We start from the raw sequence: 23,215 nt of genomic DNA on the forward strand, positions 1-23,215 counted from the left end.
GCTGGGTTACCGGTCCGTAATTAGTCCAGGGAGATCTTGGCGGCAGCGGCCACGCGCTTGTTCTTGGCTACTTCGGTGGCGATCTGCTGCGCGAAGTGCTGCGGCGTGTCGCCCACCGGCGTGGCGCCGAGTTTCTCGAGCTTGGCGCGCACTTCCGGCATGGCCAGCACTTTGATGGCGGCGGCGTTCAGCTTGGCCTGGATGTCGGCCGGCAGCTTGGCCGGGGCGATCAGGCCGAACCATGCGGCGTCATTGACTTCGGGCAGGCCCAGTTCGGCGAAGGTCGGCACGTTCGGCAGCGCGGCCACGCGCTTCGGCGCAGCCACGGCCAGCGCGCGCAGCTTGCCGCCTTCGATGAACGGCAGCGACGACGGCAGGTTGTCGAACAGCACCTGCACCTGGCCAGCCAGCGCATCGTTCAGCGCGGGGCCCACGCCCTTGTAGGGCACGTGCAGCAGTTCGGTCTTGCTGCTCATCTTGAACAGCTCGCCCATCATGTGCGACACGCTGCCGTTGCCGGCCGAGCCGTAGGCGATCTTGTTCGGTTCCGATTTGGCCAGCGCGATGAACGACTTCATGTCGGTGGCCTTCACGTTCGGGTTGATGCTCATCACGTTCGGCACGGAGGCCAGGTTCGTGATCGGCGTGAAGTCCTTGGTGGCGTCGTATTGCAGGCGCGGGTACACGGCCGGGTTGATGCCGTGGGTCGATGCGGTGGCGATGCCGAGCGTGTAGCCGTCCGGCGTGGCCTTGGCCAGGTAGCCGGTGCCGATGCTGCCGCCGGCGCCGCCGCGGTTGTCCACCACCACGGCCTGGCCCAGTTGCTGGCCGAGCTTGTCGGCGACGATACGCGCGACGATGTCGGTGGTGCCGCCAGCCGGGAACGGCACGACGAGCGTGATGGGCTTGGTCGGATACGTGCCTTGCGCCAGGGCGGGCAGGGTCAGGCCGGCGGCCGCGAAGGTGGTGGCGGCGGCGAGGATCTTGAGCAGGGGACGGCGTTGCATCGTCGGGATTCCGGTGGGGATTCAGGGAGCGGAACTCAGCAAAAGCTGAATTCTTTGGCTCTCATGATTCTGCTTGCCGATGCAAGATGCGTGCAAACGAAATAAAATCCCCAGGTCATTCCAAATGGTATTGAATTAAAGGTGCTCTATGCGACGCTTATGCCCGTCGCTGACGGAATTGCAGGCATTCGAAGCCGCTGCGCGGCACAACAGCTTCACGCTGGCCGCCCGGGAGCTCCACGTCACGCAGGGGGCGGTCAGCAAGCAGGTGCGCAGTCTCGAGGCGTTTCTGGGTGTCGAACTGTTCGAGCGCGTGCGCCAGCGTCTGATGCTGACCGGCGCGGGGGAGCGCTATCTGGAGCGTATCCGGCCGAGCCTGAACGAGATCGAGGCGGCCAGCGTGGAGCTGATCGCGCGCAAGGGGCGGGGCGGCATCCTGCATATCGCCAGCATGCCGACGCTCGGCGCCAAGTGGCTGATTCCGCGGCTGCCGCAGTTTTTCGCCCGACATCCCGAAGTCACGCTGGAGTTCGTTCCCCATGCGCAGGGCTACGATTTTTCCCAACCTGATCTCGATGCGGCGATCCGCTTCGGCGACGGCGTCTGGCCGGGAAGCCTCGCCGACTATATGACTGGACGCGAAGTGCTGCCGGTGTGCCGGCCGGGATTGCTCGCGCAGGAGCCTGGGGGCGCGGTTGCATCAGCCGAGGGTTTGCTGCGTTATCCGCTGCTGCATCACACCACGGTGCCGGAGGCGTGGCCAGACTGGCTGTCCGAACTGGGGGTGTCCACGCGCCAGGCATGGAGCGGGGCACGTTTCGATCAGTTCTCGTTGCTGACACAGGCGGCGGTGTCGGGGCTAGGCATCGCGCTGATTCCGCGCTGCCTGATCGAAGAGGAGATTGCCACCGGCACGCTGGTGGTGGCGCATGCCGCGCGCGTGCTGGCCAAGAAGGGGTATTACCTCTGCTATCCGGAACAGAAGGCTCACCTGCCGGCGCTGCAGACGTTCCGGGCTTGGTTGATGGAAGGTGTCGACGTGGTGGCGTAGCGGCCCGGCAAGCGCTCATTCCAGGCGCTAACTCCGGGCGCTACGTCATCCACTATTTCGACAGTACTTTCATCGCTGCCTCGAGTCCCGCGATCGTGACCGGGTACATGCGGTTCTTCATGATCTGGTTGATCACGGTGATCGACTGGCGGTACTGCCAGAGGCCTTCCGGCTCGGGGTTCAGCCACACGAAACGCGGGAACTGCTCGATCATGCGATTGAGCCACACGGCGCCGGCCTCGGCATTGTTGTACTCGACCGAGCCGCCCGGCTGCAGGATCTCATAGGGGCTCATCGTCGCATCGCCGACGAAGATCACCTTGTAGTCCGGCGTGTACTTGTGGATGAGATCCCACGTGGCGATCTTCTCCGCGTGGCGGCGGCGGTTGTTCTTCCACACGTAGTCGTAGAGACAGTTGTGGAAGTAGTAGTACTCGAGGTGCTTGAACTCGGTCTTGGTGGCCGAGAACAGTTCCTCCACGCGCTTGATGTGGTCATCCATCGAGCCGCCGACATCCATCAGCATCAGGACCTTGACCTTGTTGTGGCGCTCGGGCCGCAACTTGATGTCGAGCATCCCCGCGTTGGCGGCGGTGGAGTGGATCGTATCGTCGAGATCGAGTTCGGTGTCGGCGCCCTCGCGCGCGAAACGGCGGAGGCGGCGTAGTGCCACCTTGATGTTGCGCGTGCCGAGTTCGACCTGGTCGTCGTAATCCTTGTACGCGCGCGTCTCCCACACCTTGATCGCGGTGCGGTTGCCCTTGGACGGGCCGCCGATGCGGATGCCCTCGGGGTTGTAGCCGCCGTGACCGAACGGCGAGGTGCCGCCCGTACCGATCCACTTGTTGCCGCCCTCGTGCTTTTCCTTCTGCTCCTCGAGCAGTTGCTTCAGGCGTTCCATCAGCTTGTCGAGGCCGCCCATGGCCTCGATCTTGGCCTTTTCCTCGGCCGACAGCTCGCGCTCGAGCGTCTTCTGCAACCAGTCGAGCGGGATGTCGCTCTTCCAGTCGATCAGGCTCTCCACGCCCTTGAAGTAAGCGGCGAAGGTCTGGTCGAACTTGTCGAAGTGCTTCTCGTCCTTTACCAGCGTCATGCGCGACAGGTAATAGAACTCGTCGATCGACGGCGCGATAACCTGCGCGCGCAGGGCTTCCAGCATCGTCAGGTACTCCTTGACCGATACCGGCAGCTTGGCGTGGCGCAGCGAGAAAAAGAAATCGATCAGCATGGGAAACTCTCCCCGGTCAGCGCGGGCGGTCGAGCTGGAACTGCAGGTGCGCACGCACGGTGGGCCATTCGCTGGCGATGATCGAGAACACGACCGTATCGCGGAACGAGCCATCCGGCATGCGTTGATGGTTGCGGAGGACGCCGTCCTGCTTGGCGCCCAGGCGTGCGATGGCGGTGCGGCTCTGGTGGTTCATCCAGTGCGTACGGAATTCCACGGCGATGCAGTCGAGCGTCTCGAACGCATGGCGCAGCAGCATCAGCTTGCATTCGGTGTTGAGCGCGGTGCGTTGCACGCGCCGTGCGTACCACGTCGAGCCGATTTCAACCCGCCGGTTCTTGCCGTCGATGTTCATGTACGTGGTCATGCCGGCCGGGCGGCCGTTGGCATCGAGCACGGTGAACGGTTGCATCGAGTCCTGCGTCTGCAGGTCGAGCCGGCGCTTGATCTCGGCTTCCATGCCTTCGGGCGAGGGCACCGAGGTGTACCAGAGCCGATGGAGTTCGCCATCGGCCGCGGCTTCGCGCAGGCCTTCGGCATGGTCCATCGACAGCGGCGCAAGCGTGGCGTGGCTGCCGGACAGCGTCACGGGTTGAACGAACCTCGACATCGTGCTGTCCTCAGCGGTTGGCGCGGTTCATGAACACGAGACGTTCAAACAGGTGCACGTCCTGTTCATTCTTGAGCAGCGCGCCGTGCAGCGGCGGGATCGCAGCCTTGCGGTCGGGGCTGCGCAGTGCCTCGGCGGGAATGTCCTCGGCCATCAGCAGCTTGAGCCAGTCGATCAGCTCCGACGTGCTCGGCTTCTTCTTCAGGCCCGGCAGGTTGCGCATCTCGTAGAACGATTCCATCGCGGCCGCTACCAGCTCGCGCTTGATGCCGGGGTAGTGGACGTCGACGATCTGCTGCATCGTCTCGGCATCCGGGAACTTGATGTAGTGGAAGAAGCAGCGGCGCAGGAAGGCGTCCGGCAGCTCCTTCTCGTTGTTCGAGGTGATGATCACCAGCGGGCGATGCTTCGCCTGGATCAGTTCGCGCGTCTCGTAGACGTAGAACTCCATGCGATCGAGTTCGCGCAGCAGGTCGTTCGGGAATTCGATGTCGGCCTTGTCGATCTCGTCGATCAGCAGCACCACGGGCTCGTCGGCCTCGAACGCTTGCCAGAGCACGCCCTTGACGATGTAGTTGGCGATGTCGTGCACGCGGTTGTCGCCCAGTTGGGAGTCGCGCAGACGCGACACGGCGTCGTATTCGTACAGGCCCTGCTGGGCCTTGGTGGTCGACTTGATGTGCCATTGCAACAGCGGCATACCCAGTGCAGCGGCCACTTCCTCAGCCAGCATGGTCTTGCCCGTGCCGGGCTCGCCCTTGATCAGCAGGGGGCGCTGCAGCGTGCGTGCGGCATTGACGGCCAGCTTCAGATCGTCGGTGGCAACGTATTGGGCACTACCTTCGAACTTGATCTGCTGGGACGGATTGGCGTTGGCGGTGGTGGACATGGGCGGTCTGATCGTATTGCAAGGGGCGTGGTTGGCAGACAATCGGAAACAATGGCTTAGGGCCAATGATCCGGTCGGGCAACAACCGGCATGAACAATCGGAATTTCGGTCGGAATGGGCCAGTATAAGAGCAGATCGGGATTCGCGTTCAGTGGGGGACACCCCAAGGCCGTTCTGTGGACTGGCGCGTGCACGCTGCGGTACAATGCGCCGGTTTGACGCGCCCCTGGTCACAATATCTCCCCCTCATACCCGGCAGTTCTGTCACTGAGACATGGCAGTTCACCGGGAGGCGGCGACAGCGCGAGATGGTTGCAGAATGGTGTGGAAGCACCCGCGGCACATCAGCACTTACCGCGATTTCAGATCCCCGTTCCCAAAGCCGTTTCGCCCTGCAGGGCAGTCACACGCGGTTTAAACACTTCCCACTCAGCTAAGACAATGAAAAAGCTCCTCACGATGGTGGTGTTGGGCGCGGCCGCAACGGCTGCGCAGGCCCAGGACAAGGGCAACGTGGACGCCGCCAAGGACAAGGTCGCAATGTGCATTGGCTGCCATGGCATTCCTGGCTACCGTGCATCGTTCCCCGAGGTATATCAGGTGCCCATGCTTGGCGGCCAGAGTGCCAAGTACATCGAGAACGCGCTCAAGAGCTACCAGAAGGGTGATCGCAAGCATCCGACCATGCGCGGGATTGCCGACAGCCTGTCCGACAAGGACATCGCCGCCGTGGCTGCGTACTACTCGCAGCAGAAGCGCGACACGCAGAACAATCCGCTCAAGTAAGAGGCCCCTGACCATGAAGATGCTGAAAGCTGTTTCGTTCACGCTGGGTGCTGTCGCGCTTGGCGCCGCTGCCATGTCCGCCTCGGCGGCAGATATTGCCGCTGGCAAGGCGCTGGTGGAAAAGGGTGGATGCGTGGCGTGCCACGGCAAGGATCTGAACGCGCCGATCTCGCCGGACTATCCGAAGCTGGCCGGCCAGCACCAGGACTACATCTATCACGCCCTGTTGTCCTACCAGATCAGTGGCAACCCGCTGGTGGGCCGCAACAATGCGATTATGGCCGGCCAGGTCAAGAGCAACCCGGCCGTCACCGGCAAGGACGGCAAGCCGCGGGAGTTTACGCGCAAGGAGTTGAAGGATATTGCCGCGTATATCGAATCGCTGCCCGGCGATCTGGTGCTGAAGAAGTAAGTCGGAAGACGTCAGCCGCTTCGATTCCGTCGCAAGGGAATCGAAGCAAAAGAAAAAGCCGCTCATTCGAGCGGCTTTTTTCGTTCTGCAGTGCGGTTCAGTTGCCGCTGCCGGTCACCAGACGGCGCTGCTTCACGGCGTTGGCCAGCGTCTCCAGTACGGCCACGGAGTCATCCCAGGCGATGCAGGCGTCGGTCACCGACTGGCCGTAGGTCAGGTTCTCCACCGGAGTGCCCTGCACATGGTCCTGTCGGCCGGCTACCAGGTGCGATTCCACCATGACGCCGACGATGCGCTGCTCGCCGCCGGCGATCTGCTTGCCAATGTCCTCGCAGACCGGGATCTGGTTCTCGTGCTTCTTGCTGCTGTTGGCGTGCGAGGCGTCGATCATCAGGCGTGCGGCCAGGCCGGACTTCGAGATCGCGTCGCAGGCTTCCTGCACGCTGGCCGCGTCGTAGTTCGGTGTCTTGCCGCCGCGCAGGATGATGTGGCAGTCCTCGTTACCCGAGGTCGACACGATGGCCGAGTGGCCGCCCTTGGTTACCGACAGGAAATGGTGGGGCTGCGAGGCGGCCTTGATCGCGTCGACGGCGATCTTCACGTTGCCGTCGGTGCCGTTCTTGAAGCCGACCGGGCACGACAGTCCGGAAGCGAGTTCGCGATGCACCTGCGACTCGGTGGTGCGCGCGCCGATCGCGCCCCAGCTCACCAGATCGGCGATGTACTGGGGGCTGATCATGTCCAGATATTCCGTCCCCGTCGGCACGCCCATTTCGCTGATATTCAGCAGCAGTTCGCGGGCGGTGCGCAGGCCGTCGTTGATCTTGAAGCTGCCATCCATGTGCGGATCGTTGATCAGGCCCTTCCAGCCCACCGTCGTGCGCGGCTTCTCGAAGTAGACGCGCATCACGATCTCGAGCTCGCCCGCGAAGCGGTCGCGCTGCACCTTGAGCAGCTTGGCGTATTCCAGGGCCGCGCGCGTGTCGTGAATCGAGCACGGGCCGATGATGACGATCAGGCGGTCGTCCATGCCGTGCAGAATGCGATGCATGGCCTGGCGGGCGCCATAGATCACGTCGGACGCAGCCTCCGAGCAAGCAAACTCGCGGATCAGGTGCGCGGGCGGCAGCAGTTCCTTGAGTTCTCGAATACGCAGGTCGTCGGTGTTCTTCAGCATGATGGCTCCGGGTTTGTGAGGTCGTGAGTCTGATCTGGAATTGCGTTGCGGCGGTGGCGGGGATAAAAAAAGCCGCCAGGGTCGCTGGCGGCTTTTTTTAGTATTCGGGGCTACTTGCAGCTATCCCTCTCTATCCGCCAGCGGTGTGAGATGCCAAAAAAAGTAAAAGTAAAACTTGGCGGACATGGCGGAAATCGGATCGGCTGTAGTCAGCTTGTGTCGGTTATGCGGCAATGCGTGAAATTTATGCTGCGGTGCGCGATCAAAAGGCATTTTATTGCGCACTCGCGGGAGAAACCACGGGGTGCAATCGCCGCTCGCACGACAACGAAGCATCTTTATATCGCTTTTCAACGAAGATGGCAAGCGGCCAATCGATAGATTTAAGCAATTGCAGAGTACCCATGCTTCCTATAGTGGAATCACAAGAACAAGGTGGAGGGAGGGTACCCATCATGCCAGTCGATGAAGCAAGGCTGAATGCCTTCATGGAGAAATTCGTCCATGACATCGGTGCCGTGATGCACGCGGCGACGGTGGTGTTGGGCGACGAGCTTGGGCTGTACAAGGCGCTGGCGGAAAAACCGATGACCGCCGACGTGCTGGCGGCAAAAACCCGCACGGATGCGCGCTACCTGCGCGAGTGGCTGTCAGCGCAGGCCGCCAGCGGCTACGTCGAATACGACGCGGACACCGACAGTTTCTCGTTGAACGAGGAACAGGCGCTGGCGCTGGCGCAGGAGGGCAGCCCCGCGTTCATTCCCGGCGCATTCCAGATTGCGGTGGCGCAGTTCCGCGCGATTCCGAAGATGGTCGACATCTTCCATAACGGCAGAGGGCTTGGCTGGCACGAACACGACCCGGCGCTGTTCCATGGTACCGAGCGGTTCTTCCGCCCCGGCTACGCGGCACATCTGGTCGGCGAATGGATTCCGTCGCTGGAAGGCATCGACGCCCGGCTCAAGGCGGGGGGCATGGTGGCTGACGTGGGGTGCGGGCATGGTGCCTCGACGATCATCATGGCGCAGGCCTATCCGGCTTCCACGTTTCGCGGCTTCGACTACCACGAGCCGTCGATCCGGTACGCGACCGAGTCTGCCAGACGTGCTGGCGTGAGCAACCGCGTGACGTTCGAAGTGGCGGCGGCCAAGGATTATCCCGGTAGCGGATATGACCTCGCGACGGTCTTCGACTGCCTGCATGACATGGGCGACCCGGTTGGCGCCGCGCGGCACATCCGCGAATCGCTGAAGCCCGACGGGTGCTGGATGATTGTGGAGCCGTTTGCCAATGACCGGCTGCAGGACAACCTCAATCCGATCGGGCGCGTGTTCTATTCGGCGTCGACATTCATTTGCACGCCGGGATCGCGGTCGCAGGAGGGGGCAATGTGCCTGGGAGCGCAGGCCGGTGAGGCCCGCATGCGTGGCGTGACGGAGCAGGGCGGCTTCGGCAGCTTCCGCCGCACGGCGCAGACGCCGTTCAATCTGGTGTATGAGGTGAGGCCGTAGTCTTGACCAGGCGGCACCCCTCTCCCGCAGGCAGGAGAGGGGCGAACTTCGGCCGTCAGGCCGTGCCACCCACCGTCATGTTCTCGATCCGCAGCGTTGGCTGACCCACGCCCACCGGCACGCTCTGGCCTTCCTTGCCGCAGACGCCCACTCCCGAATCCAGACGCATGTCGTTGCCGATCATCGTGACGTCCTTGAGCGACTCGGGGCCGTTGCCGACCAGCGTCGCGCCCTTGACCGGATACGTGATCTTGCCGTCCTCGATCATGTATGCCTCGCTGGCCGAGAACACGAACTTGCCGTTGGTGATGTCGACCTGACCGCCGCCGAAGTTCACGGCATAGAGGCCGCGCTTGACGCTGGCGAGGATTTCCTGCGGATCGCGGTCGCCATTAAGCATGTAGGTGTTGGTCATGCGTGGCATCGGCAGTGCGGCGTAGCTCTCGCGGCGTGCGTTGCCGGTGACCGGCATCTTCATCAGGCGCGCGTTAAGCGTGTCCTGGATATAGCCGCGCAGGATGCCGTCCTCGATCAGCGTGGTGCACTGCGTGGGGTTGCCTTCGTCATCGAGGTTCAGCGATCCGCGGCGATTGGCGATGGTGCCGTCGTCGACCACGGTCACGCCCTTGGCCGCCACGCGCTCTCCCATGCGGCCGGCAAACGCCGAGGAACCCTTGCGGTTGAAGTCGCCCTCCAGGCCGTGGCCCACGGCCTCGTGCAGCAGCACGCCGGGCCAGCCCGGTCCGAGCACCACGGTCATCGCGCCAGCCGGGGCGGGACGCGCCTCCAGGTTGACCAGCGCCGACGACACCGCTTCGTCCACGTACTTGCGCAGCAGGTCGTCGGTAAAGTAGCCGTAGGCATAGCGGCCGCCGCCGCCCGAGGAGCCGATCTCGCGCCGACCGTTCTGTTCGGCGATGACGGTCACGGACACGCGCACCAGCGGACGCACGTCGGCGGCGATCACGCCGTCGCTGCGCGCCACCAGCACCACGTCGTACTCGCCGGCCAGGCCGGCCATGACCTGCACCACGCGCGGATCCTTGGCGCGTGCCAGCTTTTCGATCTTCTCGAGCAGCGCCACTTTCTCGGTGGCGGTCATCGAATCGAGCGGATCGTTCGGCGCGTAGAGGTTGCGGCCCGTGTGCGAGGCGAGCGAGCCCGCCACCTTGACGCGCCCGCCGCCGCTCTTGCCGATCGTGCGGGTAGCCGCGGCGGCCTGGCTCAGGGCCGGCAGGCTGATGTCGTCGGAGTATGCGAAGGCGGTCTTGTCGCCCGAGACGGCGCGCACGCCAACGCCCTGGTCGATGCTGAAGCTGCCCGACTTGACGATGCCTTCCTCGAGGCTCCAGGCCTCGTTGCGGGTGTGCTGGAAATACAGGTCGGCGTAGTCGACCTTGTGCGTGAAGATGTCGGCCAGCACGCGCTGGAGCTTGGCTTCATCGAGCCCGTACGGCGCCAGCAGCAGTTGCTGGGCGGTGGCCAGGTTGCGGATTCCGAGATCGCCAGCGTTCATGATTGTCCTTTTCGATACCCCGTGGCGGTCTGCCACGGTGGCCTGCAATGTGAATTTCCGTCAATCCTACAGCACGCGGTGACGCAGTGCCGGCAGGTTCTGACGCACTTCGGCAAGACGGGTCGGGTCGACCGTACCCGACACTATGCCTTCGCCCTCGGGCAACACGCCCATCAACTCGCCCCACGGATCCACCAGCATCGAGTGACCCCAGGTGCGGCGGCCATTTTCGTGCTTGCCGCCTTGTGCCGCGGCCAGCACATAGCACTGGTTTTCGATCGCGCGGGCGCGCAGCAGGATCTCCCAGTGAGCCTGGCCCGTGGTGTAGGTAAAAGCCGCCGGCATCAGGATCAGGCTGACATCGTTCTTGCCCGCCAGTCCGCGATAGAGCTCCGGAAAGCGCAGGTCGTAGCAGACCGACATCGCCACCCGTCCGCACGGCGCATCGAAGGCCACCGGTGTCTTGCCGGCCAGGATCGTGCGCGATTCGTCGTAGCTCTCGGTGCCCTTCGTGAAGCCGAACAGGTGGATCTTGTCGTAGCGCGCCACGCGGCGGCCATGCGGATCGAAGGCGAGCGACGTGTTGTAGACGCGCGCATCGTCGTTGCACCACATCGGCAGCGTGCCGCCCACGAGCCAGACGCGATGGCGCCGCGCGGCATCGGCCAGGAAGCTCTGCACCGGACCGTCGCCATCCTGTTCGCGGATGGCGACCTTGTCGGTCTCGTGGCGGCCCATCATGCAGAAGTACTCAGGCAGCAGCACCAGTTCGGCGCCGCCGCGCGCGGCCTCGGCGATCAGCGCATCGGCACGCGCGAGGTTGTCGTCGAGCGTGATGCCGGTGACGGTCTGGATGGCGGCAACGCGCATCGGGGCAGTGGCAGTCATCTTGGCTTCCTTCTCTGGAGCAGGGGCTTCAGCGCGGATAGGCGCCGGAACGCTCCTGGATCGGCGGTTGCGTCTTATTGTCTTCCACTTTGGTGACCTTGGGGTCGGCCCACGATCCGGACACGCGGTAGTGCTGCGTGAACACCTTCGAGATCTCGTCGGCGAACATCAACTGGGCGGCCAGCGTGCCGATGCCCAGCACCGGATTGATGAACGCGGCGGCCACTGACGTGGTGGTGGCGTTGATGCGCGGCGTCACGGCCACTTCCAGGTCCTGCGTCTCGTGCAGCAGGTCCGCCGTGCCAGACATCGAGGCCATGGCCTGGCCACTCTTGAACTTGAACTCTTCGATCTTGCCCACGCCGTTTTCGATCGTGCCGGTGCCGTTGAGGCTGTCGAACACCATCCCCCGGCTCGAGAGCGAGCGGAAGTCGAGCGTGGCGAAGCGCAGCAGGCTTTGCAGGCTCAGCACGCCGAGCAGCCGCGCGGCACCCGGGTCGACGCTCAGGATCTGGCCGTTCTCGATATTCAGTTTCAGGCGACCCGAAAGCGTGGGGTAGTCGATCGACATCGGCGAGCCGCGCCAGGCGATGCGACCCTCGAACGTGCCCTTGCCATCGCGCAGCGTGTGGGGCAGGCCCATGCGTTCGAGCACGTCGCCTCCGTTGCGGATGTCGAGCTTGAAGTTCAGCAGCGTGCGGCGGCCTTCGGTCGAGGAAGCATCGCCCTGAGCCGCCGCTTCACGCAAGCGCCTTGGCAGGCGCCAGGAGCCATTGCCGGTGAGCTTGGCGCCCGGCTGTTCGATGGTCAGGCTGTCGAGCGTCCAGACCGGCTGGTTGTCGTCATGGCTCGTATGGGCCTTGACCTCGAGCTTGCCGAATTCACGGCCGTGCAGGACGAACCTGTCGACGCTCAGGTCGAGCGCCGGCATTTCCTCGACGCTGCGCGTGATGGCTTCGGTCATGTGGCCGTCATCGGTGGCGTCGGGGATGTCCAGATGCGCGAGCCGCACGGTGAGCATCCCGGACGGATTGCTCGCGTTGCGGCGCCACTGTCCGGTGCCGGCGATCTGGCGCGAATTGATCTGCATGTTCCAGCCGCCGTCGCCGCGCTCCCGGCCGGCATCGAGCGAAACGTCATCGAGACTGCGGCCGAACGCATCGAGCACCTTGGCGCGCACCGTCATGCGATCGGGCAGGAATGGCGACGAACGCCCTATGTCACCGGCGGGTTTGTCCCCGCCTTTGTTATCCGGGCCGCTGAGCAAGGTGCGCCAGGCATCGACATTGAGCCGGTCCGTGGTCATCGCCACCGTGATGCCGCTGGCAGGCTGGGGCGCCGATTGCCCAAGGCCGATGCCGCCGGACACGACTTCCAGCGCATCGCCGCCACGGCGCAGCACATAGCGCGCGCTGGCCGCATTGCCGAGTTGCACAGTGACTTCGTCCAGGCCCGCGCGGCCGGGCGCGGTCGACGGTCGCAGGTCGAAGCGCAGTGGCATGTCCTGCGCGGCGGTCTTGGCCAGCGGCGCTGGCAGGTCCAGCGCGAGTCCGTTGAGGTTGGATGCCACTTCCACCTGCAGATGCTTGTCGTGAACGCCGACCACGGCGCTATAGGCGGTGGTCCCGTCGATGCGGCTGCCGAGGGCTGACATTTCCGTGCCGAGCGCCTCGCGCAGGCCCTGGGCCGTGGCCGTGCCGCTGACTGTCACGCGTGTGGTGCCGTCTGGCTGCGTGCCGCCGCCGAGGCGAGTCTCGCCACCGACAAATCGGCCACGCACGTTGTCGAGTCGGAAGCCGTGTTCGTCGAAGGCCACCGCGCCGGTGGCGCCGTAGAGCGTCGGCAGTTCCGGGAACAGGGTCACGTCATTGCCGGGGAAACGGAACTCGCCGTTGACCTTAGAACCCGCCGCGTGATTGAGCGGCAGGTCCAACTTGAGCTTGAGCTCGCCATTGCCCGGCGCGTGCGACGTCTCGGTGACGTTGGCCGTCCATTCCTTGACCGGGCTGGTAGCCACGAAGCGCAGGAAGCTCTGCACCGGGCCGCTGGCGCTGCCGTCGACCTGCAGATGGCCGTGGTCACCCATGTCCTCGATGCGCCCGCTGACGTCGCGCAGGGTTACGCCCTGGATACCCGCCACGCCCGCGCGCTTCGCCAGGAACGACATGCTGCCCCGTTCGAACATCACCGTGCCTTCGATGTCCGTGAATTCGGGCCATGCCGTGCCGGCCTTTTGCCCGCTTGCGCCATTGGGGCCGGTTTCGTCTGGTGCGATCTGGTAGTTCACACGGCGCACCGGCACTTCCACGCGGAAGTCGCCAGCCTTGGCCAGCGGCGGATGGAACGGGAAGTGGGTGAGGTCGCCCTTGACCAGAAACTTGACGTCGTGCGCTTCGCCGCCGACCAGCGCGCCCGCCAGATAGTGGCGGGTGGCTGGCAGCGTGAGCGGCATGTAGCGCGGGACACGGTTGGCCTGGGCGCGTTCGAGTTCGCCAGTCAGATCGGCCACGCCGGCGTGGCTGTCGCCTCCTTGGCGCCAGGTGCCGCGCACTGTGCCGGCAGTATCGGCGTTGGCGAACTGGATACCATCGGTACGGACCACGAGCTTGTCGCCCTCGTGCGTCCAGCGCACTTCGCCGCGCAGCGTGTCGAACGGTAGGCGTGGATCCTCGAACACACCCGGGAAGATCAGGGCGCCGCCGGTAGTGTCGACCCTCGCCACGCCCTGCTTGTCGTCGAAGTTGAAGCTGCCCGAGAGCTGGCTGAAGCCGGGCGTGCCGGCGCGCGGGAGGCCGTCCGCATCCACGGCCGGCACGGCGGGTTGGCCATTCACGGAAACGTTGCGCAGCGTGCCCTGCACGTTGTAGTGCTGGGTGCCAGGGGTGCGCGACAGCAGGCCGGCGCGGTCGCGCGACCACGCGACGTCGAGGTTGTCGATATGGCCCGCCGGCTGCAACGCGCGGAGCTGGCGCAGCACGGCGGTGTCCAGCGGCATCGACGTGGCCAGCGCGCGCAACGTATTGAGGTCGAAAGTCGGCGCGCGCAGTGCGAACTTGCGCAACTGGCCGGAGCTGTCACGGTTCCAGTCGATCGTCACCTTGCGCATCCCTTCGCGCCACGACGCGTCCGCGTTGGACGGCGGGCCCGCCTGCGGCTCGGCCTGCCAGAGCAGGGTGTCGATGGTCAGCTGGTGGTTGCCGTTGCGGTCGCTCTTGTGCAGTAGCAGGGCCTGGGCGTTGGCCAGCTTGAGTGGCTCCGGCGCCCCAGCCAGATGCAGGTCGACGCCAGATGCACGCAGCCGCATCTGGCTGCGCTGTACCTGTCCGCCACGGAAGTCGACGGTGCCGTCGGTGCTGAAGACGCCATCCTGCACGCTGTCGAAGATGGCCAGGTAGCGTTGCACGACCGGCAATTCGAGCTGGTTGAAGGCCCAGCTTGCCTGACCGGTCCAGTGCTGCCAGTTGCCCGTGCCGTGCAGGTAGTCGTGGCGCAGGTTGGCCTGGAATACCAGCGGTCGCGGCGCCAGCGCGGCGCTGCGCGCCTCGAGCCGCACAATGTGCTGGGCGCCATCGCGCTCGGTGGTGAAGTGGATGTCCGCCACGTCGAGCTGGGGCAGCCGGGCCTTCTCGTCCAGCCAGCGCAGGTTACCGCTGATAAGGTCGATGCGTCCCTGGGACAGCAGCCAGTGCAGGAAGGGATCGTCCTGCGCGCCGGTCTTTTGTGTTTCCACAGGCACACCGGCTACCAGCAGCTTGCCTTCGGGAGTGCGGCGGATCAGCACGTCGGTACGGTCGGCCGTCAGGCTGACGAACTGCAGCGCCATCGTCGGCACCGATTGCCACGACAGTTTGCCGTCGAGCGACCCGGCGGCCAGCAGCACGCGCTGCTGCGCGTCCACCGCGCGTACGTCGCGGGCACGGAACGCCGGATGCCAGCCATCCCAATAGGTGTCGAGTTCGCCGATAGTGAGGCGCGCGGAGAGCGCGGTCGACCCCTGGTGTTCGAGCCATTCGCGCGCGGTGTGGGCCTGCGGCCAGAGCACGAAGCGGATCAGCAGCACGGCGACGATCGCCAGTGCGAGCAGCGCCGCCACGACGCGCACGATCATCCGCCAGAGTCGCGGCCAGACCGGATGGCGGATGGCTGTCCACAATCCGATCCAGAGCCCGCGCAGCGTGGCGCGGACGAACGCCGCCGCCCGGCGACCAGCGCCAGGTGTGGGCATCGAACTCCGGGGAGCAACGGCAAGCGCGACTTGGTCTTCGCCACCTGCACGCGGAGATGCGGAACCGTCGTGTGGAGCGGTAGGGCGGCTGGACATGGGCAGATTATCCGACAATACTAGCCGCTCTCCAAAGTGGTGCGCACGCGAATGCCGCGTGTTGTCACGGCGCCTGCTGCGAAATTGCAAAAAGTAACTGGAATGACTGTCCCTGATCCGACGAGTTCCGCCGAGGGCAATGCCCCGGCTTCGACTGACCTGCAGCGCACGGCAGATGGCGCAGGAACCACTTCGAATGTGACATTACCCGGCGAGGCCGGTCCGATCGGCAACATGGCCCAGGGGGCCTATGCCACGATCGCGGCTCAGGGGCTTGCCGCCGCGGATTGCGAAGGCCATGTATTGTACTCGGCTGCGTACTCTCATTACGCACGTCGAGTGCTCGCGGCACGCCCGGGCCTGCCGGCAATCGTCGGCGAGGCCGCCGCGACACCGGTGTCCCGCGCATGGATGGAGTCGCGGCTGCAGGCGCTGGTCGCGCCGTCCGCCGATGCGGAGGCCGCCGCGGCTCAGGCACTGCGCCGGTTGCGTGCCGAGGTCATGTGCGTGCTGATCGAGCGCGATCTGCGTGGTCTGGCCACGTTGGCGGAGATCACCGGTGCGATGACGGACCTCGCGGAGCTGGCGATCCAGTTCGGCCTGCGCGTGCTCGGCGCGGACCTTGGTGCGACCTATGGGCGCCCCATCGGCGAGCAGAGCGGCGAGGCGCAGGAACTGGTGGTCGTGGGCATGGGCAAGCTCGGCGGGCGCGAACTGAACGTCTCGTCCGACATCGACCTGATCTTCCTCTATGACGAGGATGGCGAGACGCAGGGCGGACCGCGCAGCCTGTCCAATCACGAGTACTTCATTCGCCTTGGCCGCCGGCTGATCACGCTGCTGTCCGAGGTCACGGCTGATGGCTACGTCTTCCGCGTCGATATGCGCCTGCGCCCCAATGGCGACGCGGGGCCGCTCGTCTGCAGCTTCGGGATGCTCGAGGAATACCTGGTGGTGCAGGGCCGCGAGTGGGAACGCTATGCCTGGATCAAGGGGCGTGTGGTGTCGGCCTGCGATACGCCGCACGCCGAACGCGTCGCGTCCATGCTCTCGCGCCTGACCACGCCGTTCGTATTCCGGCGTTACCTCGACTACGGCGTGATCGCGGCGATCCGATCGCTCCATGCCCAGATTCGCGCCGAAGCCGCCAAGCGCAGCGGTGGTCTGGCCGGGCACGGTGTGAACCAGCGCTCGTTCAATATCAAGCTCGGCCGTGGCGGCATTCGCGAAATCGAGTTCATGGCGCAGGTGTTCCAGTTGATTCGCGGTGGCCAGGACCCCGCGCTGCGCGTGCGGCCGACGCTCGAGGTGCTCGACGTGGCCCTGGAACGCAACCTGTTGCCCGCCGGGCAGGCACTGCAGCTTGCCGATGCCTACCGCTTCCTGCGCCAGCTCGAGCACAGGCTCCAGTATCGCGACGACGCCCAGACGCATCACCTGCCGACGTCGGATGAGGAGCGCGTCGCCGTGGCGCAGATGATGGGCTATGCGGACTGGGAAGCGCTGGTCGCGCAGATGAACGCGCTGATGGACCCCGTGGCGCAGCAGTTCGAAGCAACGTTCACCAATCCGGATACGCCGGAGTGCGAGGCGCTGTGGCCCGCGCTGGTGCGTGAGGAGCAGAGCTCCCGCGCCTCGCAGGACACTCCGGGTGATGGCGAGGAGACCGATCCCGAATCGTCACCATGCCAGCGCCTGCAGGCCGCGGGCTTTAGCGACTGCACGGGCCTGTACGACCGGCTCCGCGCGATCGCCACGTCGATGCGCTATCGCGCGTTGTCCGAAACCAGTCGCTCGCGCTTCGACCAGCTCGTCAACCGGGCGCTCGATCTCGCGGCCAAGCAGGACGATTCGGACAGCACGATCGCGCGCTTTCTCGATTTTCTCGATGCGATCAGCCGGCGGGCGTCTTATCTGTCGCTACTGTCGGAGTATCCGCAGGCAATGGACCGCGTCGCGCAGACGCTGCACGCATCGCGCTGGGCCGCAACCTACCTGACGCGTCACCCGCAACTGCTAGACGAACTGCTCGATGCGGACGCGCTGGCCGGAGCGCCGGACTGGCCCGCTTTCCGCGCGCGGCTGAGCGAGCGGCTGCAGGCGTCGGACGGCCAGATCGAGACGCAGATGGATATCCTGCGTCGCGAGCACCATGCCGAAACGTTCCGCATCCTGTTGCAGGATCTGCAGGGGATGCTCACCGTCGAACAGGTGGCCGACCGTCTTTCCGATCTGGCCGATGCGATGCTCGACGTCACGCTGCAGGCCGTGTGGCGCCAGTTGCCGACGCGCCACTGCGACACCCCGCGTTTCGCGGTGATTGCCTATGGCCGGCTCGGCGGCAAGGAGTTGGGGTACGCGTCCGATCTGGACCTGATCTTCCTCTACGACGACGATCACGAACGTGCGCCCGACGTCTATGCGGCCTACGCGCGCCGCCTGATCACCTGGCTGACCAGCCATACCGCGGCGGGCATGCTGTTCGACGTGGACACGCGTCTGCGGCCCAACGGCGCGGCCGGGTTGCTGGTGACCAGCTTCGACGCGTTCCGACGCTACCAGTTGCGTGAGGGTGACAACGCCGCATGGGTCTGGGAACACCAGGCCCTGACGCGCGCCCGCTTCTGCGCCGGCGCCCCGGAAATCGGCGCCCGTTTCGAGGATCTTCGCGAAGAGATCCTGCGCCAGCCGCGCGATGGTGCCGCGCTGCGCGGCGAGATCGTCGAGATGCGCGCCAAGGTGTCGGAGGGGCATCCGAACCCGACCGACCTGTTCGACCTCAAGCATGATCGCGGCGGCATGGTCGATATCGAGTTCACCGTGCAGTACCTGGTGCTGCTGCACAGCGGCGCGCATCCGGAGCTGACCCGCAATGCCGGCAACATCGCGCTGCTGCGTATGGCGGGCGTGCTGAACCTGATCGACGCCAATCTCGCGCAGGCCGTGGGCGACGCCTACCGGCTGTTCCGCGCGCGCCAGCACAAGCTGCGACTCGATGGGTTCGACCAGGCGCGGGTGCCACCGGAGAGCGTGCGCGAACAGGCCACGCAGGTGCGCACCCTGTGGCGCGCGGTATTTGGTGAAGGCTGAGCGCGCCTTGCCGGGCTGGCCGGCCATGCTCGCCGCAGTGGCGGGTGTGGCGGCGTTGGCCGCGTTGTTCACGTTTGTGCCGTGGATGCACGCGCACGGCCTCTATCTGCGCGATGCCGTGCGGATAGAGGGTCAATGGTGGCGTCTGTTCACCGCGATGTGGGTGCACCTCGACACCAGACACTATCTCTCCGATGTTGCCGCCACCGCCGGGCTCATGCTGCTGGCCGGGCGTGAGGCGCGGGTGCGTGAGTCGCTGACGGTGCTGGTGATCTGCGGACTGGCCGTCCAGTTGGTGTTGCTCGCGATGCCGGCGGTAGGTTGGTATGGCGGGCTGTCCGGGGCGACACACGGGCTTGCGCTATGGACGGCGTTGCGGCTGCTGCAGGCACCCGGCTGGTCGCGCCTGATTGGCGTGGTGACGTGCGTGATCGTGCTGGGCAAGGTCTGGCTCGAACAGTCGTGGCTCGCGGCCGTGGTGTTCGATCCGTCGTGGGGGTTCGGCGTGGTGCGCGGCGCGCACGCGGCGGGCGCCGTGGCGGGATTGGGCTGCTGGTTGCTGCAGGAATGGTGGGTGGCGCGTGGGAAGCGTGAAGGATAGTTGAGCGGTTGTCGCCCTTCCAGCCAGCCGGCGAGCAGCGCAAATTGCCAGCCTTCGATTTTGATACTCCCGCGGTGTTCTGCCGCGACTCTGCTGGCAGGAAAGGGGAAGGGGCAGAGGCAGAGGGCAAGGGCCCGCTACGTGGTCATGTCCGCTTCACTCCCACCCGTCGCCGTATCGCGAACCCCATCACACCGATCACCAGCAACAAGGCAGCGCTCCACGGCACCATCGCGCCGCCACCCCCCCCGCCGCCACCGCTGCCAGTCGACGTCGATGTGGAACTGGCCGGCGTGCCAATTGCCGCCGCCAATGCAGCATCGGCATCCAGCAGCCCGGCGCCACATTTGCCGACATTGCTGCCGGTGGTGCAGAACGTGTTGGCCGGGTGCGGACGTGCCGAACTCTGCAGAGCAGTCGTGACCTGGGCCGGCGTCAGTGCGCCATTCACCGCGAACATCAATGCGACGACGCCCGACACCATCGGTGTCGCGAAACTCGTGCCTTGAGAACTGACGATCGTGTAGTTGCCGATGGTCGTCGCGCCATCGTTCGAGAGCGTCCGGATGTATGACTGGCCGCCCACCGCCGTGCAGACTGGCTGACCCGCGATGGTGCCGACCTTCGAGTTGCCGCAGCCGCCGCCCGGCGCGCTCAGCGTTACCTGCGTCCCGAAGTTGGCGTAGCTCGCGTTCTCGCCATCGTTCGCGTGCGCGGTCACGGCGACCACGCCGGAGCAGTCGGCGGGGGCTTCCACGGGACCGGCCGAGTTGCCGGCGGCGGCTACCACCACCACGCCCGCTGCATTGAGATCGTTGATCGCCTGTTGTTCAATCGTCGAGCACGTGCCACCACCCAGGCTGACATTGATCACCCGCGCCGGGGTCGGGTTGTTCGGCACATTTGGCACGCTCAGGCCGCCGGCCCAGCGCATGCCGTCGACGGTGTCGGACAGTAGCGCGCCGCAGCGCCCCGATACCCGCACTGGCTGAATCCGTGCCGACCAGTCCACGCCGGCGATGCCGAGGCCGTTGTTGGTCAACGCGCCCAGCGTGCCGGCCACGCGTGTGCCGTGCCAGGTGCTGGCCTCTGGGCCGGCCGAGCCGTCAGGGCAGGTGACGCCGGATGGGACGTAGTCACCGGGATCCGTGGCGTCGCTGGTGCGCGTCGCGCCGTTCGTCGACACGAAGTTGTAGCCGGCGATTATCCGGCTGGCCAGATCGGGGTGGGGCAGATACCCGGTATCGACCACCGCGATCACGACGCTGCTACTGCCGCGCGTGCGGTCCCACGCCTTCGGCAGGTTGACGCCGCCAACTACCTGCGATGGCGGGCCAAGATACGTCTGGTTGGTGGCGAATTCGGGGTCGTTCGGAATCGTGTCATGTAACCGCAGCCATCGGTCCGGCACGGCGTCGGCGATGCGCGGATCGTTGCGCAGCCGCTTCGCGACGGTCTCGGGATCGTCGCCACGACTGTCCTTCACTGTCAGCAACTGCATGGCGCCGGACATCGGACGCTTGACGGTCAGGCCGAGCCCCGTGCTGGAGGCCACCTGGCGCATCCGGGTGGTGTCGGCGGGGGTGTCGACGGTCTGGCTGCCGTCGCGCCATCGCACGATGTAGTTGCCGGTGTAGACCGGGGCGCGGCGCGCTGCCGTGCCGGTATCGGCATGGGCGGCAGGGGCGTGAGCAAGGGCCGCGCCGATGACCAACAGCGCGGCTGGCGCGGCGGACGTGAGCCGGGACTTCAGCAACCTGTACGGCATCATCGCTCCTTAAGGGGCTTTGTCGGCTAGAGCTTGGCGAGGCAACCGGCGATGCGAACTGCTGAGGTACTCGGCTCTCAGATTAGGCGATGCTGAACCTTATTGCTGGGGCATGTCGCGGCCAACCGGCATGGACCGGTGCGGCTTCAACATGCGGTCGGGCGTTGCCGATTCCACGCGCGGCGCGGCCTGCAGCGTGGCGACGGCCTGGTCGGCGGTGATGTCGGGGGATTTCGTGATCGCGGTGACCAGCCAGACCCCTCCCGACATCGGGCGCTTGACCACATAGCGCACCGGCCCCTCGACCGCTGCCAGCAGCTTGCCGGCGTCTTCCGACGTTGTCACATCCGGCGGCGTGAACTTGACGAGGATGTCACCGATCGCACGGTCGTCCGTAATGCTGCCGCGCGGCGGCGCGAATGACTTCGATTCCGAGGCGCAGCCCGACACTGCCGTCACAGCCAGCGCGGCAAAGGTGGCCGCGACGACGCGGCGGTGGAGCGATGGCGACTTGCCATGGGTCATCGGTTTGAAACTCCTGTGTGGTTCGGCGTGCCGGAATCAGCCGGCCGCGCGGCGCGGGCGCTTGCCACTGGCTTCGCGCGGCGAGTTGGCCGCTTGGGCTGCCTTGGTGCCTTGCGCCAGCATTTCCTCGGCATGTTGCATGGTCGTGGCAGTGACCGTGGTACCACCAAGCATACGCGCGGTTTCCTGGACGCGGCCATCCGTATCGAGTGTCCGGATGCGCGACCGCGTCACCGGTCCGCCATTGTCGCCTCCGGCCTTTCTGTCGTCCTTGCTGGTTTCCTTGCTGACCAGCAGGTGGGTCCCGGCCTGCGCCGCCACCTGTGGCAGGTGCGTGACGCAGAGTACCTGCCGTGAACGTCCGAGTTCCTGCAGGCGGCGTCCAACCACTTCGGCCACCGCGCCGCCGATCCCCGTATCCACTTCGTCGAAGATCAGCGTTGGCGTGGGCGCCGCCTCGCTCGTGATGACCGAAATCGCCAGGCTGATCCGCGCCAGTTCGCCACCCGATGCCACGCGGGCGAGCGGCCTGGGGCTCACGCCGGCGTGGCCCGCCACCAGGAACTCGATCTGCTCGAGCCCGTGGCTCTGGCCTTCCTCTAGCGGATGCAGTGCCACGGCGAACGTGCCACCGGCCATCGACAGGCCCTGCATCGCATTGGTAACCGCGGCGGACAAGGCTTCGGCTGCCACCTTGCGCGCGCCCGACAGATGCTGGGCGAGGGTCAGGTAGGCAGCGCGCGACGCGGCTTCGCGCGCCAGCACCTTGTTGATGTCCTGGGCGGCCTGGAGGTCGTCAAGTTGCTGGCGGCGGGCCAGCAACTCGTCGGATAGCTGTTCCGGCGGCAGACGATACTTGCGGGCGGTGGCGTGCAGCGCCTGCATGCGCTCTTCCACGGCCTGCAGCCGTTCTGGATCGAGTTCGAGCCGGTCGACATAGCGGTTCAGGGAGTGCGCGGCTTCCTCGACCTGCACCAGCGCCGGCTCGAGCGCGGCCAGCACGTCGCGCAGGCCCGGGTCGACATCGGCCAGTTGCTGGAGGCGGTGCACCACGCCGTTGAGCACGGAGGTCACTGCGCCGTCCGATTCGGATAGTGCGTCGAGCGCGGCGCGGCTGCCGTCGATCAGGCCCGCCGCGTGCGACAGGCGGTTGTATTCGCCCTGGATCTCTTCCCATTCGCCCGGCTGCGGCGCGAGCTTGTCCAGCTCGCCAACCTGCCATTCGAGCCGCTCCCGCTCGAGTTGCATCTCGCGCGACTGGTGCTCGACCGCCTCGCGCTGCTTGACGCAGGCGCGCCACACACGCCAGGCCTCGGCCACGGCGGCGGATTGTTCGGTCAGACCTGCGTGGGCGTCGAACAACTGGCGCTGAGCATCCGGGCGCAGCAGCAACTGGTGCGCGTGCTGGCCGTGGATATCGACGAGTTGGTCGCCCACCTCGCGCAACTGCGCCAGCGTTGCCGCGGCGCCATTGATGAAGGCCTTGCTGCGGCCGCTGGCGTCGACAGTCCGGCGCAGCAGCACGGTGCCGCCGTCGTCGTCTTCCATGTCGCTCGACAGTTCGCGCTCGGCCAGCCACGCATCCAGCGCTGGGTGGGTGTGGAAGGTGGCACTGATGCTGGCACGTGCCGCGCCTTCGCGGACCACGCCTGCGTCGGCCCGTTCACCCAACACCAGGGCGAGCGCGTCGATGAGGATCGACTTGCCCGCGCCGGTTTCACCCGTGAAGACGGTAAAGCCGGCGGAGAAGTCGAGGTCGAGCGTGTCGACGATGACGAAGTCGCGGATCGAGAGGCTGCGCAGCATCGTGGGCGGTGAGCGGTGGCGGGTAAGG

General features: G+C 65.8%; 17 protein-coding genes. 6 read left to right on the forward strand and 11 right to left on the reverse strand.

Annotation, left to right across the window (positions count from 1 at the left end; translation table 11 throughout):
* Positions 1–20: 20 nt before the first annotated feature.
* Positions 21–1,007, reverse strand: coding sequence for a Bug family tripartite tricarboxylate transporter substrate binding protein (locus WD006_RS04610; protein ID WP_011515786.1), 987 nt, complete (start codon positions 1,005–1,007; stop codon positions 21–23).
* Positions 1,008–1,155: 148 nt separating this feature from the next.
* Here WD006_RS04610 and WD006_RS04615 point away from each other — a divergent pair, with 148 nt between their 5' ends.
* A complete protein-coding gene (locus WD006_RS04615; RefSeq protein WP_024569128.1) occupies positions 1,156–2,058 on the forward strand; it encodes a LysR family transcriptional regulator in 903 nt (300 codons plus the stop codon).
* A gap of 52 nt (positions 2,059–2,110) precedes the next feature.
* Here the strand turns inward: WD006_RS04615 and WD006_RS04620 are convergent, their stop codons facing one another.
* From WD006_RS04620 to WD006_RS04630, 3 genes are read right to left on the reverse strand one after another with little or no spacing between them, the layout of a single operon-like run.
* Positions 2,111–3,286: a vWA domain-containing protein gene (locus tag WD006_RS04620; protein ID WP_008641734.1), complete on the reverse strand. Its 1,176-nt coding sequence runs from the start codon at positions 3,284–3,286 to the stop codon at positions 2,111–2,113.
* A 16-nt stretch (positions 3,287–3,302) separates the two neighbouring features.
* The gene (locus WD006_RS04625; protein ID WP_029308235.1) at positions 3,303–3,896 is read right to left on the reverse strand and encodes a GNAT family N-acetyltransferase; all 594 of its coding nucleotides are present in this window, start codon (positions 3,894–3,896) and stop codon (positions 3,303–3,305) included.
* A 10-nt stretch (positions 3,897–3,906) separates the two neighbouring features.
* On the reverse strand, positions 3,907–4,785 hold the full coding sequence (locus tag WD006_RS04630; protein WP_029308234.1) for an AAA family ATPase: 879 nt from the start codon (positions 4,783–4,785) through the stop codon (positions 3,907–3,909).
* A 442-nt stretch (positions 4,786–5,227) separates the two neighbouring features.
* Here WD006_RS04630 and WD006_RS04635 point away from each other — a divergent pair, with 442 nt between their 5' ends.
* Positions 5,228–5,572 (forward strand): c-type cytochrome, encoded by a 345-nt coding sequence (locus WD006_RS04635; RefSeq protein WP_008641741.1) that lies wholly within the window; start codon positions 5,228–5,230, stop codon positions 5,570–5,572.
* Positions 5,573–5,585: 13 nt separating this feature from the next.
* Entirely contained in the window at positions 5,586–5,984 is a 399-nt protein-coding gene (locus tag WD006_RS04640; RefSeq protein WP_029308233.1) for a c-type cytochrome, read from the forward strand.
* A gap of 97 nt (positions 5,985–6,081) precedes the next feature.
* Here the strand turns inward: WD006_RS04640 and aroG are convergent, their stop codons facing one another.
* Positions 6,082–7,161 carry a 3-deoxy-7-phosphoheptulonate synthase AroG gene (gene aroG, locus WD006_RS04645; protein ID WP_011515790.1) on the reverse strand — a complete coding sequence of 360 codons (1,080 nt, stop codon included), beginning with the start codon at positions 7,159–7,161 and terminating at the stop codon, positions 6,082–6,084.
* Positions 7,162–7,616: 455 nt separating this feature from the next.
* Here aroG and WD006_RS04650 point away from each other — a divergent pair, with 455 nt between their 5' ends.
* Positions 7,617–8,672 (forward strand): class I SAM-dependent methyltransferase, encoded by a 1,056-nt coding sequence (locus WD006_RS04650; protein ID WP_029308232.1) that lies wholly within the window; start codon positions 7,617–7,619, stop codon positions 8,670–8,672.
* A 55-nt stretch (positions 8,673–8,727) separates the two neighbouring features.
* Here the strand turns inward: WD006_RS04650 and tldD are convergent, their stop codons facing one another.
* The 3 genes from tldD to WD006_RS04665 form a co-directional block, all read right to left on the reverse strand.
* On the reverse strand, positions 8,728–10,188 hold the full coding sequence (tldD, locus tag WD006_RS04655; protein WP_008641746.1) for a metalloprotease TldD: 1,461 nt from the start codon (positions 10,186–10,188) through the stop codon (positions 8,728–8,730).
* Positions 10,189–10,254: 66 nt separating this feature from the next.
* Positions 10,255–11,076, reverse strand: coding sequence for a carbon-nitrogen hydrolase family protein (locus WD006_RS04660; RefSeq protein ID WP_011515793.1), 822 nt, complete (start codon positions 11,074–11,076; stop codon positions 10,255–10,257).
* A gap of 28 nt (positions 11,077–11,104) precedes the next feature.
* Entirely contained in the window at positions 11,105–15,301 is a 4,197-nt protein-coding gene (locus WD006_RS04665; protein WP_029308231.1) for a YhdP family protein, read from the reverse strand.
* 330 nt (positions 15,302–15,631) lie between these two features.
* Here WD006_RS04665 and glnE point away from each other — a divergent pair, with 330 nt between their 5' ends.
* Both glnE and rrtA read left to right on the forward strand, forming a co-directional pair.
* Positions 15,632–18,487, forward strand: coding sequence for a bifunctional [glutamate--ammonia ligase]-adenylyl-L-tyrosine phosphorylase/[glutamate--ammonia-ligase] adenylyltransferase (glnE, locus tag WD006_RS04670; protein ID WP_375199023.1), 2,856 nt, complete (start codon positions 15,632–15,634; stop codon positions 18,485–18,487).
* Between the two features lie 25 nt (positions 18,488–18,512).
* A complete protein-coding gene (rrtA, locus tag WD006_RS04675; RefSeq protein WP_035832959.1) occupies positions 18,513–19,088 on the forward strand; it encodes a rhombosortase in 576 nt (191 codons plus the stop codon).
* A gap of 145 nt (positions 19,089–19,233) precedes the next feature.
* Here the strand turns inward: rrtA and mprA are convergent, their stop codons facing one another.
* The 3 genes from mprA to recN form a co-directional block, all read right to left on the reverse strand.
* Complete coding sequence (mprA, locus tag WD006_RS04680; protein WP_011515797.1) at positions 19,234–20,856, reverse strand: MprA protease, GlyGly-CTERM protein-sorting domain-containing form; 1,623 nt, start codon at positions 20,854–20,856, stop codon at positions 19,234–19,236.
* Between the two features lie 99 nt (positions 20,857–20,955).
* Positions 20,956–21,381, reverse strand: coding sequence for a hypothetical protein (locus WD006_RS04685; protein ID WP_011515798.1), 426 nt, complete (start codon positions 21,379–21,381; stop codon positions 20,956–20,958).
* A gap of 36 nt (positions 21,382–21,417) precedes the next feature.
* On the reverse strand, positions 21,418–23,187 hold the full coding sequence (recN, locus tag WD006_RS04690) for a DNA repair protein RecN (protein ID WP_029308228.1): 1,770 nt from the start codon (positions 23,185–23,187) through the stop codon (positions 21,418–21,420).
* Positions 23,188–23,215 lie beyond the last annotated feature (28 nt).

This window comes from Cupriavidus sp. Met-2, assembly GCF_049843575.1.
In the GTDB taxonomy this organism is placed as follows: domain Bacteria; phylum Pseudomonadota; class Gammaproteobacteria; order Burkholderiales; family Burkholderiaceae; genus Cupriavidus; species Cupriavidus metallidurans.

Excerpts from the sequence above, each read along its gene's own strand:
- WD006_RS04610 (WP_011515786.1), bottom strand. The coding sequence starts at position 1,007 with ATGCAACGCCGTCCCCTGCTCAAGATCCTCGCCGCCGCCACCACCTTC.
- WD006_RS04615 (WP_024569128.1), top strand. The coding sequence starts at position 1,156 with ATGCGACGCTTATGCCCGTCGCTGACGGAATTGCAGGCATTCGAAGCC.
- WD006_RS04620 (WP_008641734.1), bottom strand. The coding sequence starts at position 3,286 with ATGCTGATCGATTTCTTTTTCTCGCTGCGCCACGCCAAGCTGCCGGTA.
- WD006_RS04625 (WP_029308235.1), bottom strand. The coding sequence starts at position 3,896 with ATGTCGAGGTTCGTTCAACCCGTGACGCTGTCCGGCAGCCACGCCACG.
- WD006_RS04630 (WP_029308234.1), bottom strand. The coding sequence starts at position 4,785 with ATGTCCACCACCGCCAACGCCAATCCGTCCCAGCAGATCAAGTTCGAA.
- WD006_RS04635 (WP_008641741.1), top strand. The coding sequence starts at position 5,228 with ATGAAAAAGCTCCTCACGATGGTGGTGTTGGGCGCGGCCGCAACGGCT.
- WD006_RS04640 (WP_029308233.1), top strand. The coding sequence starts at position 5,586 with ATGAAGATGCTGAAAGCTGTTTCGTTCACGCTGGGTGCTGTCGCGCTT.
- aroG (WP_011515790.1), bottom strand. The coding sequence starts at position 7,161 with ATGCTGAAGAACACCGACGACCTGCGTATTCGAGAACTCAAGGAACTG.
- WD006_RS04650 (WP_029308232.1), top strand. The coding sequence starts at position 7,617 with ATGCCAGTCGATGAAGCAAGGCTGAATGCCTTCATGGAGAAATTCGTC.
- tldD (WP_008641746.1), bottom strand. The coding sequence starts at position 10,188 with ATGAACGCTGGCGATCTCGGAATCCGCAACCTGGCCACCGCCCAGCAA.
- WD006_RS04660 (WP_011515793.1), bottom strand. The coding sequence starts at position 11,076 with ATGACTGCCACTGCCCCGATGCGCGTTGCCGCCATCCAGACCGTCACC.
- WD006_RS04665 (WP_029308231.1), bottom strand. The coding sequence starts at position 15,301 with ATGCCCACACCTGGCGCTGGTCGCCGGGCGGCGGCGTTCGTCCGCGCC.
- glnE (WP_375199023.1), top strand. The coding sequence starts at position 15,632 with ATGGCCCAGGGGGCCTATGCCACGATCGCGGCTCAGGGGCTTGCCGCC.
- rrtA (WP_035832959.1), top strand. The coding sequence starts at position 18,513 with ATGCTCGCCGCAGTGGCGGGTGTGGCGGCGTTGGCCGCGTTGTTCACG.
- mprA (WP_011515797.1), bottom strand. The coding sequence starts at position 20,856 with ATGCCGTACAGGTTGCTGAAGTCCCGGCTCACGTCCGCCGCGCCAGCC.
- WD006_RS04685 (WP_011515798.1), bottom strand. The coding sequence starts at position 21,381 with ATGACCCATGGCAAGTCGCCATCGCTCCACCGCCGCGTCGTCGCGGCC.
- recN (WP_029308228.1), bottom strand. The coding sequence starts at position 23,187 with ATGCTGCGCAGCCTCTCGATCCGCGACTTCGTCATCGTCGACACGCTC.